Genomic DNA, 15,914 nt, shown 5'->3' on the forward strand with positions numbered 1-15,914 from the left:
CACGAGCGCGGGCAGCGGCGCGAGCAGCCGGGCTGCGGCGCCCGCGCGGTCTTTCCACCATCCGTCGGGGCGCGAGCCCATGACGTTGGCCACGTCGATCACGAGGGTCACGCGCCCGCGTTCACCTCGGCCGGCTCCCACGCGAACCCGTCGGGGTCGGTGAGGGCGCGGCTCCCGCCACCGATGACGATGCGGTGCGATCCGCTGCCCTCGGGCGCGACGCCGGCCGACTTGGCGAGCGCGCGGCGCTTGTAGAGCCCCAGTGAGATCGGGCTCGTGGGCATGTCGAAGTCGACGTAGGAGCCGAAGCTCTTGCCCACCTTCAGGCCGAGGTCGGCGTAGAACTTCTTGCTCGCGCCCACGTCCTCGACGCCGAGCAGCAGCACGACGGATTCGATGTCGCGACTGGCCGGGCCGGTGTCCTTCTTCGACGAGGTCGCGAGGTTCCAGATGGACCCGTCGGGTGCCTGCACGACTCCGCCGAAGCCCCACATGGACTTGGCGGCCGGCTTGTGCACCGTGGCGCCCGCCGCGATCGCCGACTCGTAGAAGCTGAGGGCATCGGCGGGCTGCGCCACGGTGATCGACAGGGTGTATCCGCGGAAGCCGGTCGTCGGGGCATCCGATGCCCGGAACCGGATGCGGTCGCCGAGCCCGAAGGCGGCGTCGGAGAAGCGCTGGGCGGCCGCGATGTCGGCCACCTCGAGGGTGATGAAGTCGATGGTGTTCATGACCAACACGCTACGGATGCCGCCCACTCGGCTGCTTCTTCGTTCCTGCTCGATCGCCCTCGGCGCCACTATCCTGACGGCGTGACGTCATCGCCTCCCACCGCGCGCGGCCCCCTGCGAGTCATCCTGCTCGTCGTCTGGGCCGTCGTCGCGCTCGCGGCGGCCGTCGGCGTGCTGTTCGGCGCGCTCACCGCGGCGCTCAACGGCGCGGGCTTCGACACGACCGTGTCGGGTTCGACGCCGCTCTTCATCCTGTGCCTGCTGGCGAGCGTCGCGGCGGGCGTGTGCGGCATCCTGCTCGGCGGCCGGTGGTGGACCGCCCCGCTCGTGGCCGCGCCCGCCCTGCTGTTCGCCGCAAGCTGGCTGTTCGGCGGCCAGTGGGTGTCGACGCCGCTCACCGCGAGTCCGATCGTCACGGCCGTCGGCGTGGTGTGCGTGCTCGTGTTGCCGAGGCGCCGCGCCGCCGCCGCCGGCTGATCCGTCAGAGCCGCGCCGGGAAGGTCAGCATCACGACGAATCCGGCGAGGGCGACCAGTGCGGCGAGCCCCAGCATGATCCACGCCGCGACGTGATGGATGTCGCGCTGCGCCATCGCGGTGAGGAACAGCACGAGGGCGAACAGCACCGTCAGCAGTGAGTAGTTGTCGCCCCGCTCGGTGTCCTCGAGTGCGTCGGCGAAGCGCGCCTCGGCGTAGGCGGAGCGTTCGGCGCTCTCCTCGGTGCCCGGCGGCACGTACTCGGCCATCGCGAAGGGGCCCGGCTCGGCCTCGTCGTCGGCCTGCCAGGCGTCGAAGGCGACCCGGAAGTGCGGCGTGAAGCGAGCCTGGATCTGGTCGGCGAGCGCGGTGTCACCCTGCGCGTTGGCGGTGACCCATTCGGCATAGATGATCAGGTCCACCACGCGGGCCTCCCGGGCCTCGCCGTCGGCATCCGTCGCCTCCACACGGGCAGCGGATGCCTCGGCGAACGCGATCGCCCGCTCCCCGCTCCACTTCGACGCCTGGAAGCCGCACCAGGCGGTGAGGATCGCTGTCACCGACAGCATCGCCACGGCGACGATCTCGATGAACGGCCGGTGCCGCCACCGGGAGACACGCGCCGGCGCCGGGGCGGGCGCGGCGGGCGGCGGCCCGGCGGGCGCGGAGGTCGTCGACTCGTCGCTCATGGCCGCCCTTCGTCGCATCCGACACGGATGCTGCTCACACTGGCACAGCCGTGCGTGTCGCTGCCACCCGCCCGCCGTCGAGGCGGCGGATCAGCCTCGCTCGTCGTCGCAGCAGCATCCGTCGTGGTCGCGGTCGGTACCGCGCGTCGGATCCTTCGGCACCTGCCCCGGCTCGCGACGATCGACCGGCCGCCCGGCGAGCACCCATCGCGCCCACGCCGCGACCGCCTCCGATGGGTCGGCCGCCAACGTGTCGAGCAGTTCGTTCGCCCGCTCGCCGAGCGCCTCGAGCGCGGTGATGCGCGCGGAGTCGTGTTCGACGACCGCCGTCGCCACGTCGAACAGGCGACGGACCGCTCGGTCGTCGTCGATCTGGGCGAGTGCGTGCAGCGCCTGCACCCGCACGAGGGCCGTCTCACCCCGGAACCGTTGTGCGGTCGCGAGGAGCAGGAGGTCGAGGTCGTCGCGATCGAAGCGCGACGGACGCCCGTCGACCGCACAGGTCGCATCGAGGAGTCGTTCGTCGAGCTTGCGCCGCGCCACGATCGTCGTGAATCCGTCGATGTCGACGTATCGCGACGGACGCGTGCGACCTCCGACGGGCTCGGGAATGAAGTGCTCGGGAGGAAGCAGTGCGAGGTCGGCCATGGGATTCCCCTATTCGAAGACGACGTACCCGTGCGGGAACATCGTGCGGTACTGGTTGTAATCGAGGTCGGGCCCGCGGACTCCGGTGTTCGACCTCATGAGGTTGTTCGTCGTCTCGAGGTGCTCCAGGCCCAGGTAATGCCCGACCTCGTGGCCGATGAGCTGCGCGAGGGTGGCCACATCGAGCCGCGCCGCGCCCGAGGCATCCGTGTACCCGGTCTTCTCGACGGCCACGCCGTCTTTTCGGCCGCCCTTCGACGCCGGCCCGGGGATGTCGCCGGCGTAGCCGTTGAACCCCGACCACTGGAAGTCCTGCACCACGAACACGTCGACGAAGTCGTTGCGGCACGACCAGTCCTCGAGCATGTCGCGGAACTCGTCCTCGCTGTTCGTGATCGTGTACGCGCCGGCGGTCGCGGCATCGATGAGTCGCCGGTCCACCCCGCGCAACGTGATGTCACGCCGTTCGTAGATCTGGCGCATCTGGTCGACGGCCGCGTAGAGGTCGGTGTGCTCCGAGGAGCTGAACGTGCCGACCTTGATGATGTTGACGCCGTAGGCCAGCATGACCCGCGCGGTGATCTGCGCATTCAGCACCCGACCGTCGGATGCCGACATCGTGATCGAGATCGCCATGTCCTCCTTGCGGGCATACGTGTCGAAGATGCCCGACCCGCGCGGTGAGCTGAACCAGGCGGTGCCCCGCCACACGCCGAACGCGGACACGCTGATGCCCGACCAGTCGAACGAGCCCGACTCGACGCGTCGCCCGGCTCCCACCGCGCCGTCCCAGAACTCCCAGGTGACGCGGCGGTTCATCGAGACCGCGCGAGCGTCGCCGTTGGAGATGGTGAACTCCACCTCGGTGAGGAACGTGTCGGATGCCGGGAGGTAGTCGCCGCGGGCGCTCCAGCTGCCGGTGACGCGAGCACCAGCCGGGCCGAGCGAGAGCGCGAGCGGGTTCGCGGGGAGCACGTACGCGCCCCACCGGTAGACCGAGGTGGCGCCGTCCTCGCGGGCGAGGGTCACGACGAACTCCGCCGGGCCGACCGGCAGCGTCTGCTCCTCGTCGAACTCGATGGTCGCGAGGTCGTCGTCCCCGCGGGCCTGCACCTCGGCCTCGACGACGAACGGATCGCCCGCCCACGAGACCTCCACGGATGCCACGACGACCCGGGCGTCGGCCGCATTCTGGAACTCGACCAACAGGGTGAACGGGGTGCCGCTCCAGATCGGGCCCTTTGCGGAGACCCGGGAGATGTGCACGGGCCGTTCCTCCTCGAGGGAGGTGCGCGCGTACACGAGCCGTGCGTCGGGAATGAGGTCGGGGTGCTCGCGCAGCACGTCGGTCGCGCGGCCACTCCGCAGGATCTCGACGACCTCGGGGTTCACCCCGAACTGCCGCACGAGTTCGTCGCGATCGACGTCGACCAATGCCCGCAAGGGGAAGGGTTCGGAGCCGAACTCGGCGTACTCGTCGGCCGGCCTGGCGGCGACGGCGCGGAATCGCGAGACGGACGTGTTCGACATGGTGGCTCCGATCGACGGGTGACGGCCACGCTAGCCCCGCCGAGGAATACTCACGTCAGTGCGGACCCTGAAGGGTCTGGAGTGCGGCGCTCGAGTCGCGCGATGTTCATGGCAGCGTCGGCTGCGTCGACCATTCCCCGTCGATGAACCAATGATCCTGCCACTCGCTCGACGGGATCGCGGTCGCGACCCCGATCGAGTCGCCCTTCACGACCAGCTGCTGCGGATCCGCTCCCGCACTCCACGTGATCCCGACGTTCCATCGACAGAAGCACGCCTGCTCGTCGCCCTCCCCCGCCTTGTTGATGGAGATGTCGAACACCTCGGGATCGTCCTTGGCCACCTGGTAGGGGAATTGCAGCTCGGGGTCGGTCAGCTCGAGCACCGGTGGCCGAGTGGCGAAGTTCGCCCCGAGCGATGAGACGTCCATCTCGCCTCCGATGGGGAGGCACTCGTTGACGATGACCAAGTCCTCGTCGGGCGTGAGCAGTTCGAAATCGACCACGTCGATCGAGTGGATGACGACGGTCTCGTCGCCGTTCCCGTGCAGGGTGAGTTCGAGCCGTCGCGTGGTGGCCGGAAGGCCGCCGTGCTCGACGACCCATTCGCCGTCGACTTCGGCGAGCTGGGCGGGGAAGCCGTCGTGGACCTCGACGACCGGAACGTCGTCGAGGAGCGACGCGGGCAGGGCGTAGGTGTCGCACTCGCTTCCGGAATCATCCACGTATGCCTCAAGCGCGCTCTCCTCGAACGGGCCGTCGAGGATCGGGGACACGCGCGAGAAGAGCCAGGCGCCGAATGCCGCGAGGAACGCGGCGGCCACGGCCCCTGCGGCGATCACCCACCATCGCTTCTTCGGCTCGGCGGCAGTCGCGGGCTTCACCGGATGCTCCGGGTTCGATCCGTCCTGGGTCTCCATCGCGCTCCCCAGCTCCGATGAACGTGTTCCCCAGAGTACCGTCGCCCTCGCGCGGCGCGCCCGTGGGGAGGATGCTGAGTGCATGAACGACCGTGAGAAATTCCTGACCTGGGTGCACACCTCGCTCGCCGAGGCCGAACGAGCCCAGTTCGACGGCGACGACGGCCCGAGACGGGCGATCTGGTCGCGCGAGGAGCCGGTGAGCGTCCTCGGCGCGTGGCGCAACGCGACGAGCCGTGACGAACTCGTGGAGGCCTTCGAGGTGCTCTCGTCGAGCTTCTCGAACTGCACCGCCTACTCGTTCGACCTGATCACGTTCGACCTGATCGGCGACATGGCGTACACCGTCGGCTACGAGCGCATCTCGGCGTCGATGGACGGCAAGCCCCGCAGCTTCACGCTGCGCGCCACCCAGGTCTATCGTCGCGAGGACGGCGAGTGGCGGGTCGTGCACCGCCACGCCGACGCCGTCGGGTAGCCGCCGCCGGCGGCAGCGTGGTGGTCGGGCCGCTGAACGACGTGGGCCTGGCCCTCGAGTGAGGACCGGGCCTTCGATCATTCTGTTCCCGGCGGACCGGCACTTCGGTACTTCGGCACTTCGGCACCGACTTCGCGGTCGACGGGGCGTCACCAGCCGGTGCCGAGGACGAGCACGACCAGCGCGATGGCACCGACGAGGATCGCCCGCCACTTCGTGACTCCTCGCACGATCACCGCGAGACGTGCGCCGACGCGCGTCACGAAGGGTTCACGGTGGAACGAGGGCGGGGCCCGCGCGCGATCATCATGGAAAGAACGGAACAGCGGGAGGGGCATTCGAGGGACGCGGAGCGATGTGCTCCAGGAGCGCGACCAGGAATCCCGCCGCCCTGACGCGTTCGATGGGATCGGGCACCCAGTACACCGCCGCGGCCACGTCGTCGACCAGGCCGCCCAGGTCGCGTTCGCTGGTGAGCCGGAGCGAGATCACGTCGTGACCGGCCTCGTCGAGGATGTGACGTGCCGCGCGGAGCACATCCCGCTCTTCCCACCCCTCCGGCTTGGCGGTTCGGGACGCGCGGAGGATCCGAGCGCCGTCAGCGATGGACTGCAGGACGTCGGGCTTCAGCCGCGTTGTCGCCCGAACCGAGTCGAGTACGTCCTCGGTGATCATTCCCGGATCCGCGAGCGGCCGTGCCGCCGGGACCTTGAGCATCGGCCTGAATCGATCGATCTGCCACGCCCCGTCGATGGCTGAGAGCGCGAGGCTTCGCATTCCGTCTTCGTGGCCCAGCAGTCGCAGCTCGGGATCCTTGAACGTCCAATCACGCCAGTACGGATTGAACTTCGCGTAGTCGACCAGGTCGACGATCGCGCCGCTGAGCTGACTGCGCTCATCCGCGTCACCGGTGTGGAAGTAGCGATGGGCCAGTGCACACGCGAAGTAGAACTTCATATCCTGGTCCACCGAATCCGATGCGCGGGTCCCCCAGTCGGCGAGCCGCAGTGCTGCGTCGAAGGTGTACTCCGGCTCCGCCCATGCGGCGAGCACGTCGTCATCCATTGCCGCGACCATCTGCAGCCGGCCGATCTCCGGCCGTTCGTCGATCTCCCGTTCGGCGTCGATCCGAGCCAACGTGTCGACGAACCTGGCCAAGACGATCCCAACGCGCTGACGGCGTTCCTCGACGGACGGCTCGCGGCCCTCTCCCGACGCGAGCGTCCCGTCGCTCGCAAGCGTCAACGCGATCCAATTGCTCACCGACCCGAGGTACCAATCCATGAGTCGCAGCATCATCAGCGGAGGCTCGGGCTGGTCGAAGTCCTTGTTCGCCGGACGGGCTTCCGTCCCATCCGCCGGTCGCTGGTGCCAGAGGCTTCCAGGTACGCCGATGACATCCGGCTCACCGCAGAGCCGCGCCGCCACGTCGATCATCGGCTCGAGTCGGTCCATCCGTTCCCACAACATGGCGGCGTCGGTCTCGTCGTCGAATGCGTCGGTCACCTCCTCGCACTCGGCCACGAGGTTGGTGGGCTCCTCGGCCAGTGCTCGCTCGATGTAGATCCGGCGCTCCTCATCGACCGTCTGCATGGCGAGGCTCACGTATGCCGCCGACCGCCAGGTCTCGACTCCGTAGAACCCCTTGATGTCGTAGTACTTCGCGGCGACGCCCATCGCCGCGAAACTGGCACCCATGCTCAGCAGCTTGCGGTGATTGTCCTGTGCGGCGTCGCCGAACTGGAGCTGCAGCGACACCTCATCGATCTGGTGGCCGTTCCGTCGAAGCGTTGCCGACGCGTTCAGCCCGTCGAGCAGGGTGACCTGGACCAGCCACGGCGACACGTTGAAGAACAGCTGGTAGAACCACGCGACGAGGACGGCGACACCATTGCCAGTGCGATCGGCGACCTTGATGACATCGCCGAGATCGGCCCGATTGTTCCGGTTCGCGCGCGCTGCGCTGTGCGTCGCGCCTTCCCGGTGGGCACTGTTGATCTGCGTCAGCACGTCGATGGCCCACGCGTCGTTGGCGCTTCCGTCGGGTTGCAGTACCTTCGCGTCGACACGCGGTGCCGTCGCGAACCCGAATGAGAGGAGCACCGAGCCGGCAAGACCGACGATCACCGCGACGAGAGCGATCGAGATCGCGACTCCCTCGACCGGTGCCTCGTCGCGCCAACGACCGATGTCGTACGCCAGTGCCGCGACAACCCCGGCCACGACGACCACCGCGAGTCCTCGCCTCTTCATGCGCCCCGGGAAGGTGCTCGAGCTTCGGAGGTCCGCGAACCACGGAAGCAACACCAGCAATCTCGCGATGACCGCGAGTGCGGCCACGACCCAGGTCGCGTGGATCGCCCACTCGAAGAGCCCCGCGACCACCGATTCAGCGGCCTCGGGCGTGCCGGCTTCCGCCGGAACTGAGTAATTCTCCACAATGACTCCTGTAGCTCATGTTGCCACGGGCAGCCGAGCGCGGATCCGGGTGATCCCCGAGATCTCGACGATCATCTCGTGCATGCCACTTCGGCACATCGGCACCGACCGGAAGAGCAGATGACCCGGTGCACCTAGCGGGCGAAGTTGCCCTCACCGCATGGCGGGTTCATGCTCCAGTCCGGCACGGCCACGACGTACTGCCGGCAGATGTCTCCGCCGAGGTAGACCGTGCCGTACTGAGCCTCGTCGCGTTCGAGCTCGATCGACATGACGGTGAACGGCCCATCCTGGCCAAGGACCTGCACCTGCCGCTCGGCGTCCGCTTCCCGAACGGTCAGCTCCAGTTGCACCTGGCAGATCGATCCGCTGAAGTCGGGCACGAGGTGCACGACGAGTGGGACCTCCTCGTCCTTCGCGAGCGTGATCGTGCGCTCGGGGAAGTAGTCCTGCTGCTGGCCGGTCTGGTCCTCGAGGTAGGCCTTCGACGGCCCTTGACCGACGAGGATGTTCACGACCTCTGAATCGGCCCCGGCGCCCCGGCCCGCTTGCATCCGCACGAGCGTGCCTCGCGCGATCGGATCGCAGTCCTCTGTCGAGGTCAGGTCGGTGATGCGAACCGGATCGGGACGATTCCCGGTCAGGTACAGCGTGACGGTCTGCGCACCCGCGACGTTGCCATGCTCGTGCTGCTCGAGCCAGACGACCTGCTCCTCCATCGGAAGGCCGGAGAGTTCGGCGAGCTCGTCGTCCGACATCGTCGCCTCGGGCGGCAGGACGACGTCGTCGGCCCGGGCTTCAACGTCGACGCGAACCTCAACCGGCTCTCCCTGGGTGCCCACGACGTTCGCGAACCATCCGAATCCCTGGGTGAGCGTTCCGGCGAGGACGGTCGCGAGTGCCGCCGCGACGACGCCTCCGACCCACACGCCCGCTCGGCGCCACACCGGTCGCGGATTCGTCGTCCTGCTGGTCTCGTTCGGCTGCTTGCGCTCGCCCTGGTCTGCTGACATGGCTTGCATCTCACGGTTGGCTCCATGCTAAACCCGAGCATGTCTCACGTTATCGGTGTTCGCCCTGAAGCGAGCTCAGTGGGCACGACGAAGGCCCGGTCCTCACGATGAGAACCGGGCCTTCGGTGCGCCGTCGAGCGGATGTCGCGTGCCGAGCGGATGCCGCGTGGCAGCCGTTACGCCGCCAGCGGCACCTGCACCGTGGCGCGCGGCACGGGCGTCACGACGAACGAGCCGTCGGCGGCATCCACGTGCACGCCCTCGCCGTCGCCCAGCGCGCCCGAGACGAACAGGTCGCTGATGCGGTCGTCGATCTCGCGCTGGATCACGCGGCGCAGCGGGCGGGCACCGTACTCGGGCTCGTAGCCGCGCTCCGCGAGGAGCGCCACCGCGGCATCCGTCACCTCGAAGGTGACCTCACGCGCTGCGAGCCGCCGCTCGGTCGCACCGAGCATGAGCCGCACGATCTGAGCGAGCTCGGTCTCGCCGAGCTTCTGGAACAGCACGATCTCGTCGATGCGGTTCAGGAACTCGGGCCGCATGGCCTCGCGCACCTTGCCCATGACGCGCTGGCGCACGTCGTCCTGCGACGAGAAGCCCGAGCCATCAGCGGAGGCCACGAACCCGAGCGCACCCGAGCGCGACGCGAGGAACTCCGAACCGAGGTTCGAGGTCATCACGATCACCGTGTTGCGGAAGTCGACCGTGCGACCCTGGCCGTCGGTGAGGCGTCCGTCGTCGAGCACCTGCAGCAGCAGGTTGAACACGTCGGGGTGCGCCTTCTCGATCTCGTCGAACAGCACGATCGAGTACGGGTTGCGCCGCACGCGCTCGGTGAGCTGCCCGGCCTCGTCGTAGCCGACGTATCCGGGAGGGGCGCCGACGAGTCGCGACACGGTGTGCCGCTCGCCGAACTCGCTCATGTCGAAGCGCACGATCGCGCCCTCGTCGTCGAACAGCGACGACGCCAGCGCACGCGCCAGCTCGGTCTTGCCGACACCCGTCGGGCCGAGGAACAGGAACGAACCCACAGGCCGCTTCGCGTCGCCCATGCCGGTGCGGCTGCGGCGCACGGCCTTGGCGACCGCGGTGACCGCGTCGTCCTGGCCGATGACGCGCGCGTGCAGCTCGCCCTCGAGGTCGCCGAGGCGCTCGCGCTCGCTCTCGGTGAGGCGGTTCACCGGGATCCCGGTGGCCCGCGAGATCACGGCAGCGATCTCGGCCTCGTCGATCACGGTCGAGCGGTCGGCAGGGTCAGCGGATGCCGCGGCGCGGCCGGAGGCCGTCACCTCGTCGAGCTTCGCCTGCACCTTCGAGATCTCGTCGCGGATGCGTGAGGCCTCCTCGTAGTGCTCGGCGCCGACGGCGGCGTTCTTGTCCGCCTCGAGGTCGGCGAGCCGCGCAATGAGCGCGGACACATCCGTCTTCACGCCGAGCCGCAGGCGCAGCCGCGCCCCGGCCTGGTCGATGAGGTCGATGGCCTTGTCGGGAAGGACCCGGTCGGTGAGATACCTGGCCGAGAGCTCAACGGACGCCCGCAGCGCGGCATCCGTGTACTCGACGCCGTGGTGCTCCTCGTAGGCGGGCTTGAGCCCGTGCAGGATGAGCACGGCGTCCTCGATCGAGGGCTCGCCGACCTTCACCGGCTGGAACCGGCGCTCGAGCGCGGGGTCCTTCTCGATGGTGCGGTACTCCTTGAGCGTGGTCGCACCCACGAGGTGCAGCTCACCGCGCGCGAGGCGCGGCTTCAGGATGTTGCCCGCGTCGGTGCCGCCGTCGCCCGAGCCGCCCGCCCCGACCACGGTGTGGATCTCATCGATGAACACGATGAACTCGCCCTTGTTCTGGGCGATCTCCTCCATGGTCTTGGTGAGGCGCTCCTCGAAGTCGCCGCGGTAGCGGGTGCCGGCGAGCATGCCTGGCAGGTCGAGCGAGATCACGCGCTTGCCGAGCAGGGCCTCGGGCACCGACTCCTCGACGATCGCGCGGGCGAGGCCCTCGACGATCGCGGTCTTGCCGACGCCGGCCTCACCGATCAGCACCGGGTTGTTCTTGGTGCGACGGCTGAGGATCTCGATGGTCTGCTCGATCTCGTCGACGCGTCCGATCACGGGGTCGAGCTCGCCGTTCTCGGCGAGCGCGGTGAGGTCGGTGCCGAACTTCTCGAGCATCGGAGTCGCGGATGCCGCGGAGCCGGTGCCTGCGGCATCCGTCTGCTGCTCGGTGCCGGGCTCGCCCATGACCGTGTCGCGCACGCTCTGGGTGAGCGCCTCGGCGGTGACGCCGGCGCGCGCGAGCACCTGGCCGGCGGGGGCGTCCTGCCCGAGCACGAGCGCGAAGAAGAGGTGCTCGGGGTCGATGTACGTCGAGCCGGCCGAGCGCGCCACCTGGTAGCTGTGGAACAGCGCGCGGCTCGCGCTCGGCGTGATCGTGGCCGCGTTGATGTCAGCGGTGTCGGATGCTGCGGGCAGGCGTGCCTCGGTCGCCGTGATGATGCGCTCGGGGGCGACGCCGATGCGGCTGATCGCCTGCTTGACCGCATCGTCCTCGACGATCACGCGCAGGATGTGCAGCGCGTCGAGCTCGGTCTGGCCGCGCTCGAGCGCGAAGCGTCCTGCCTGCTGCAGGATGCCTTGCGTGCGGGCGGTCAGGAACCGGCTGAGGTCGATCGACCGAGCCTGTCGCGCCTGCTCTCCCGCAAGGTACCGGCTGAGGAACTCGTCGAACGAGCTCGCGCCGGCTTCGGGGTTGAAGTCTTCGGGCACCAATCCTCCTGGGAACTTGAGTTGGGTACGCTCAAGTTCAACGCGGAGGGGGCGCCGGTATTCCCGTGGCGGATGCCTGTAGAGGCAGCTGAGTCGAAGCAGCCGCAACCCGTCCGTTCAATTCAGTCGACGACCCCGGGGAAGGTTTCAGCGGCCTCTACTAGAACGGGCTTCATTGCAGACAGCACCGCGATGAATTGATTCCACTCAGTCTCCGAGAGCGGAAACGATCCCGTGATCTGAACGGGCGGCTTCCCATGAAGTGCAACGGGGATCGGATAGGTCTGCAGGGCGGAAGCCGACAGTTGACCTTCACCCGCGAGATGAGATGACAGTTGGGGCAGTGTGTTCGGCGAGGAGATATGGTCGTCGACTGCTGGCGAGGAGAGTTCTTCCGAATCGGTGCTCTCACCCTCCTGCGAGGGAACCGAACCCGTTTCCGGCGACTCTTCGCGACCAAGTCCTGCGAACCTGATGGTCTCCCGATACTCGCGCACGAAGTCGCGGGCGCCTGAATCCGTGAAATCTCTGTCTTCCCGAAGCTCCCAGACCCAAGTCTCATCTGTCGGCAGCGCGAGACGATACTTCCGCCACATTTCTGAGTGGATGGGCGGCAGGAGCGCCGCCTTCTGTATTGCAGCCTGGCGTTCGTCGGGATCTGGGTGTTCCAATATTCGACGGGCAGCCTCGGTGACCTGAATCTTGCGTGCACGCCCTGAGCCGGAATCGACGATCAACCCGTACTTCTTCAGCGCCGAAACGATCAGGTTTGTACGCCCGTTGGGTCCTTTGTAGCCCCAGTGCCGGACAGCCGTTTCAATCGGTGCGGCGTGCAGGCCCTCGGCCTTGTAGAGCAGTTTGAGTCTCTCCAATGCCTCTCGCAGGCTCAGCGAGGGGTACGAAGGACTTCGCCTCGGGGGCGTACTCACTCGAGGTGCAGCGTCACTCATGGTGGACCTCCTTGACATAAGGATAAGGTTCGTCCCACCCGAGGTCAAGGCGAGCTATACTTTGCCTCATAGTTGTGCTATAATCAGGAGTGGAAAAAGCTTTGGCCTGACTCCGCTGGAACGGCGTCAGGCCAACGCCGGCCCGAAGGCGCGACGAGATGACTTTGGTTGGTCATCCATAGCGTAGCGAAGAAACCTGAGACAGAGCGTCTCGCTTCCTCCCTCGGGCACGAGTCAGAAGGGAGGGCGCCATGCCCTCAATCACCAATCACTACGGGATCTTCGGGCCCGTTCCCTTCGTCGACGTGGAGATCACGGCCGACAACCGCCTGTACATCGATCCGCATGCGATCCGCCTGAGCAGGTCACCCGGGCCGTTCGTGAATGAGGCGCTCGAATGCACCGACACCTTCCTGCATGAGGTCACCTCGTGTGTGATCGACGGTCCGGCTCATCACCCTCGCGGCGAAGGCCTGCTCCAGCACTTCGTCGAGCCATGGGAGACCCGGCTGGGGATGTCTGAGCAGGGGTTCCACGGCCATGGTGGCGCAGAAACCGTAGGTAGCTGGATCTGGAGGACTCTGCTCGACGACGTGGAAGCGCTCGTTCGCGTCGGTATCCTGCGGCAACTGGAAGACCTGCCACTCTTCGTCGATGGAATTGACCGAGACATCACCTCGGATCTCACGACCCGCATCGTCTTCCATCCTCTGGCCAAGTTCACTGAGGCGATGATCGATGAGTACCCCGAGTTCACTGCCGGCAGTCACGTGGTCAGGCAATACCGGAAGCAGGTCTGGAATCCCGCCCTTCGGGAGTGGGATGAGGCAGTGGTGACGCTCCCTGTGGTTGACGGGAAGCCGGTGCTGTTGGTGCCGAGAGAGTGGGCGCGGTCAACGCTCCTTATGTCCGCGGGTCGCTTCTACGAGACGAGCGTGCTCTCGTTCGCACAGCTGGAGCAGGCCGTGATCTCCTCTAAGGGCAAGCTCCTCAAGACGCCCAAGGACCTGCTCAAGGCCCAACCAGGACTCGGCCGCGGGCGTAAGACGAACCTCCGCGTCACCCTCCGAGCGTTCGAGAACGAACAGGACCTTCTCGCGCAGTTCAAGGCCTTCGTCGCGTCGCGCTACGAAGGCATGGACGGAACCGACGTGACTGCCGCCTAGTTGGAACGGGTGCCGCCATCACGCCCGATCGGCGGCGCCCTTTCTCACTCGACTGATGGCTTCATCGCAACGCTCGTGGCTGGACGAACGGCGCGGTCCACGAGTGAGCCGATCGCCAGGGCTTTTGGGTTATCGTGCGCACCCAAAGCTCGGGCTGACATCGGCGCTCGCCTCAGCTGCTCGCTACTTACCTTCGTGCCATCCCGTGGCCCAAGATCCGATGAACGAGGCTAAGCCTCGATGACATACCGACCGGCGAAATGACAGTGGTCTCTGGCAAGGTCCCTGTAGGCGGGGACGCAGGCTATAGAACAACACTGTCCGACTCGTCATACCGAATGGCTATACACGCACCCAAAGGAGTCCCCGATGCCCAAGCAAGACAACGTGATTCACATTGACAAGAACGTGTACAAGGTAGAAGAGGAGGAGCTGACGGGCTCGGGACTGCGCGCGTTGCCCGAGCCCGATATCGCCAGCAACTATGAGCTCGTTCTTCAGGTGCCCGGCGGTGACGACCGGCAGATCGCGGACGATGAGATCGTCGTGCTCGAGAACGGAATGCACTTCTTCAGCGTTCCGAAGAACCTCGACGCGGGTGGCCGATAGTCAATGCTGGAGCAGGAGGATCGGGACTGGCTGGCCGAGCGCGGCCTTGACTTTGAGATCGCCGAAGAGGGCGCCTATACCAATCTCATTCTCCGAGACTTTGTGCTCCCAGCCGGGTTCGACCGAGAGAAGATCGACCTGCTCGTCCGCCTACCCGCGGGATTCCCGGACACGGCGCCAGACATGTTCTGGGTCAATCCTCAGGTCCGCTTGACGAAGACTGGCGCATTCCCGCGTGCAGCGGACGTGATGGAAACGGTCGGCGGCCGGCAATGGCAGCGGTTCAGCCGCCACTTCTCGGGCTCACCTTGGCGCCCTGGGATCGATTCGCTTCCATCTTGGATTCTGTGCATCCGATCACTGCTTGAGCAGGATGCTGCGGCATGACGGCAACGCTGGCATTCACACAGGCTGCTTGGGATGGCTTGCGGGCGACCCTCGACGCTGACGTCGAGACCGCATGCGTGCTGCTTGCTCGATCGGTAGGAGATCTCACGGGGGACATCACCCTCCTAGTCCGCGACATCGTCACCGTCCCCCACGCGGCGTACGAGATTCGAACGGGCGATCACCTGTCGATAACGTCGTCCGGTTGGTTGCCTGCGTTCGCGCGTGCAGATGCTGAGGAGTGCGTGCCACTTTTCATGCATACTCATCCCGGCTCGCGTGCTGAGCACTCCGCCCTGGACCTCGCCCTCGACGACGCGCTTGCCCGTGTTGCCGATGTGCGGCTAGCTCGAGGAGCCTACGGCTCTTTCGTGCTCGGCGGTAGTTCTGACAAGCCCACTTTTGCCGGACGCCTGACCGCGCGAGGAGACCATTGGACGAGCCTCGATCGTGTCCGTGTAGTGGGACACCGTCTTACCCTGTATGCGCGAGACGGGGTCGCGCCACTGCCGGTGTTCGACCGGCAGGTTCGTGCGTTCGGCGACGAGGGCCAGAAATTGCTCGGTCAACTACGCGTCGGCGTCGTGGGCGCAGGAGGCACTGGCTCTGCGGCCGTCGAGCAACTCGTTCGGCTGGGAGTTGGGAGCGTGGTCGTGGTCGATCCGCAGACGCTGGCTGACACCAACGTCACGCGCGTGTACGGCTCGACGCTTGCAGACGTAAGTCGCCCAAAGGTTGATATCGCCGCTGAACATACCGCATCTATCGGGTTGGACGCTTCGATAGTTGCGGTGCAAGGAAGTATCCTTCACCAGGAAACGATCATGGCCCTCCGCCATTGTGACGTCGTGCTTGGCTGCACCGACGATCACGCGGGACGTCTCGTCCTGACAAGGCTCCCCCAAGCCCTGCTACAGCTTCTGATCGACTGCGGAGTCGTGCTGGACTCGCGCGCCGGGTCGCTCTTCGATATCTTCGCACGCGTCTCGGTCGTCACGCCCACCACGGCTTGCCTGGTCTGCATGGGGGACGTCGATCCGGACAAGGCGCGTCTCGAGGCGCTCAGCGACGAGGAACGACAAAGCCTTATCCGTCAGGGTTACGCCCCAGAGCT

General features: G+C 67.0%; 15 protein-coding genes. 6 read left to right on the plus strand and 9 right to left on the minus strand.

What is annotated here, in order from left to right; genetic code table 11:
- Window positions 1-107: 107 nt before the first annotated feature.
- On the minus strand, window positions 108-731 hold the full coding sequence (locus GH736_RS07020) for a VOC family protein (protein ID WP_159601567.1): 624 nt from the start codon (window positions 729-731) through the stop codon (window positions 108-110).
- Window positions 732-812: 81 nt separating this feature from the next.
- On the opposite strand from GH736_RS07020, the gene GH736_RS07025 reads away from it, so the two are divergent.
- Window positions 813-1,208 carry a hypothetical protein gene (locus GH736_RS07025; protein WP_159601569.1) on the plus strand — a complete coding sequence of 132 codons (396 nt, stop codon included), beginning with the start codon at window positions 813-815 and terminating at the stop codon, window positions 1,206-1,208.
- Window positions 1,209-1,212: 4 nt separating this feature from the next.
- On the opposite strand, the gene GH736_RS07030 is transcribed toward GH736_RS07025, so the two are convergent.
- From GH736_RS07030 to GH736_RS07045, 4 genes are all read right to left on the minus strand, one after another.
- Entirely contained in the window at window positions 1,213-1,896 is a 684-nt protein-coding gene (locus GH736_RS07030; protein WP_235933870.1) for a hypothetical protein, read from the minus strand.
- A gap of 90 nt (window positions 1,897-1,986) precedes the next feature.
- Window positions 1,987-2,544: a HEAT repeat domain-containing protein gene (locus tag GH736_RS07035; RefSeq protein WP_159601571.1), complete on the minus strand. Its 558-nt coding sequence runs from the start codon at window positions 2,542-2,544 to the stop codon at window positions 1,987-1,989.
- A gap of 9 nt (window positions 2,545-2,553) precedes the next feature.
- On the minus strand, window positions 2,554-4,074 hold the full coding sequence (locus tag GH736_RS07040) for a zinc metalloprotease (protein ID WP_159601573.1): 1,521 nt from the start codon (window positions 4,072-4,074) through the stop codon (window positions 2,554-2,556).
- A 106-nt stretch (window positions 4,075-4,180) separates the two neighbouring features.
- Window positions 4,181-4,993, minus strand: a complete 813-nt coding sequence (locus GH736_RS07045) for a hypothetical protein (RefSeq protein WP_159601575.1) — start codon at window positions 4,991-4,993, stop codon at window positions 4,181-4,183.
- Between the two features lie 82 nt (window positions 4,994-5,075).
- Between GH736_RS07045 and GH736_RS07050 the strand changes: the two genes are divergently transcribed.
- Window positions 5,076-5,471 carry a nuclear transport factor 2 family protein gene (locus GH736_RS07050; protein ID WP_159601577.1) on the plus strand — a complete coding sequence of 132 codons (396 nt, stop codon included), beginning with the start codon at window positions 5,076-5,078 and terminating at the stop codon, window positions 5,469-5,471.
- A 306-nt stretch (window positions 5,472-5,777) separates the two neighbouring features.
- Here the strand turns inward: GH736_RS07050 and GH736_RS07055 are convergent, their stop codons facing one another.
- From GH736_RS07055 to GH736_RS07070, 4 genes are all read right to left on the minus strand, one after another.
- Window positions 5,778-7,910: a hypothetical protein gene (locus GH736_RS07055; protein ID WP_159601579.1), complete on the minus strand. Its 2,133-nt coding sequence runs from the start codon at window positions 7,908-7,910 to the stop codon at window positions 5,778-5,780.
- A 134-nt stretch (window positions 7,911-8,044) separates the two neighbouring features.
- The gene (locus tag GH736_RS07060; protein WP_159601581.1) at window positions 8,045-8,923 is read right to left on the minus strand and encodes a hypothetical protein; all 879 of its coding nucleotides are present in this window, start codon (window positions 8,921-8,923) and stop codon (window positions 8,045-8,047) included.
- Window positions 8,924-9,099: 176 nt separating this feature from the next.
- Window positions 9,100-11,688: an ATP-dependent Clp protease ATP-binding subunit gene (locus GH736_RS07065; RefSeq protein ID WP_159601583.1), complete on the minus strand. Its 2,589-nt coding sequence runs from the start codon at window positions 11,686-11,688 to the stop codon at window positions 9,100-9,102.
- 122 nt (window positions 11,689-11,810) lie between these two features.
- On the minus strand, window positions 11,811-12,638 hold the full coding sequence (locus GH736_RS07070) for a hypothetical protein (protein ID WP_159601585.1): 828 nt from the start codon (window positions 12,636-12,638) through the stop codon (window positions 11,811-11,813).
- Between the two features lie 251 nt (window positions 12,639-12,889).
- Between GH736_RS07070 and GH736_RS07075 the strand changes: the two genes are divergently transcribed.
- From GH736_RS07075 to GH736_RS07090, 4 genes are all read left to right on the plus strand, one after another.
- On the plus strand, window positions 12,890-13,804 hold the full coding sequence (locus tag GH736_RS07075) for a hypothetical protein (protein WP_159601587.1): 915 nt from the start codon (window positions 12,890-12,892) through the stop codon (window positions 13,802-13,804).
- A 369-nt stretch (window positions 13,805-14,173) separates the two neighbouring features.
- On the plus strand, window positions 14,174-14,413 hold the full coding sequence (locus tag GH736_RS07080) for a multiubiquitin domain-containing protein (RefSeq protein WP_159601589.1): 240 nt from the start codon (window positions 14,174-14,176) through the stop codon (window positions 14,411-14,413).
- Between the two features lie 3 nt (window positions 14,414-14,416).
- Window positions 14,417-14,800, plus strand: a complete 384-nt coding sequence (locus GH736_RS07085) for an E2/UBC family protein (RefSeq protein ID WP_159601591.1) — start codon at window positions 14,417-14,419, stop codon at window positions 14,798-14,800.
- Window positions 14,797-15,914, plus strand: a 1,118-nt coding sequence (locus GH736_RS07090; RefSeq protein ID WP_159601593.1) for a ThiF family adenylyltransferase, incomplete at its 3' end; no start/stop codon positions are given. The genes GH736_RS07085 and GH736_RS07090, both read left to right, overlap by 4 nt.

The organism is Agromyces humi, from assembly GCF_009720255.1.
In the GTDB taxonomy this organism is placed as follows: Bacteria; Actinomycetota; Actinomycetes; order Actinomycetales; family Microbacteriaceae; genus Agromyces; species Agromyces humi.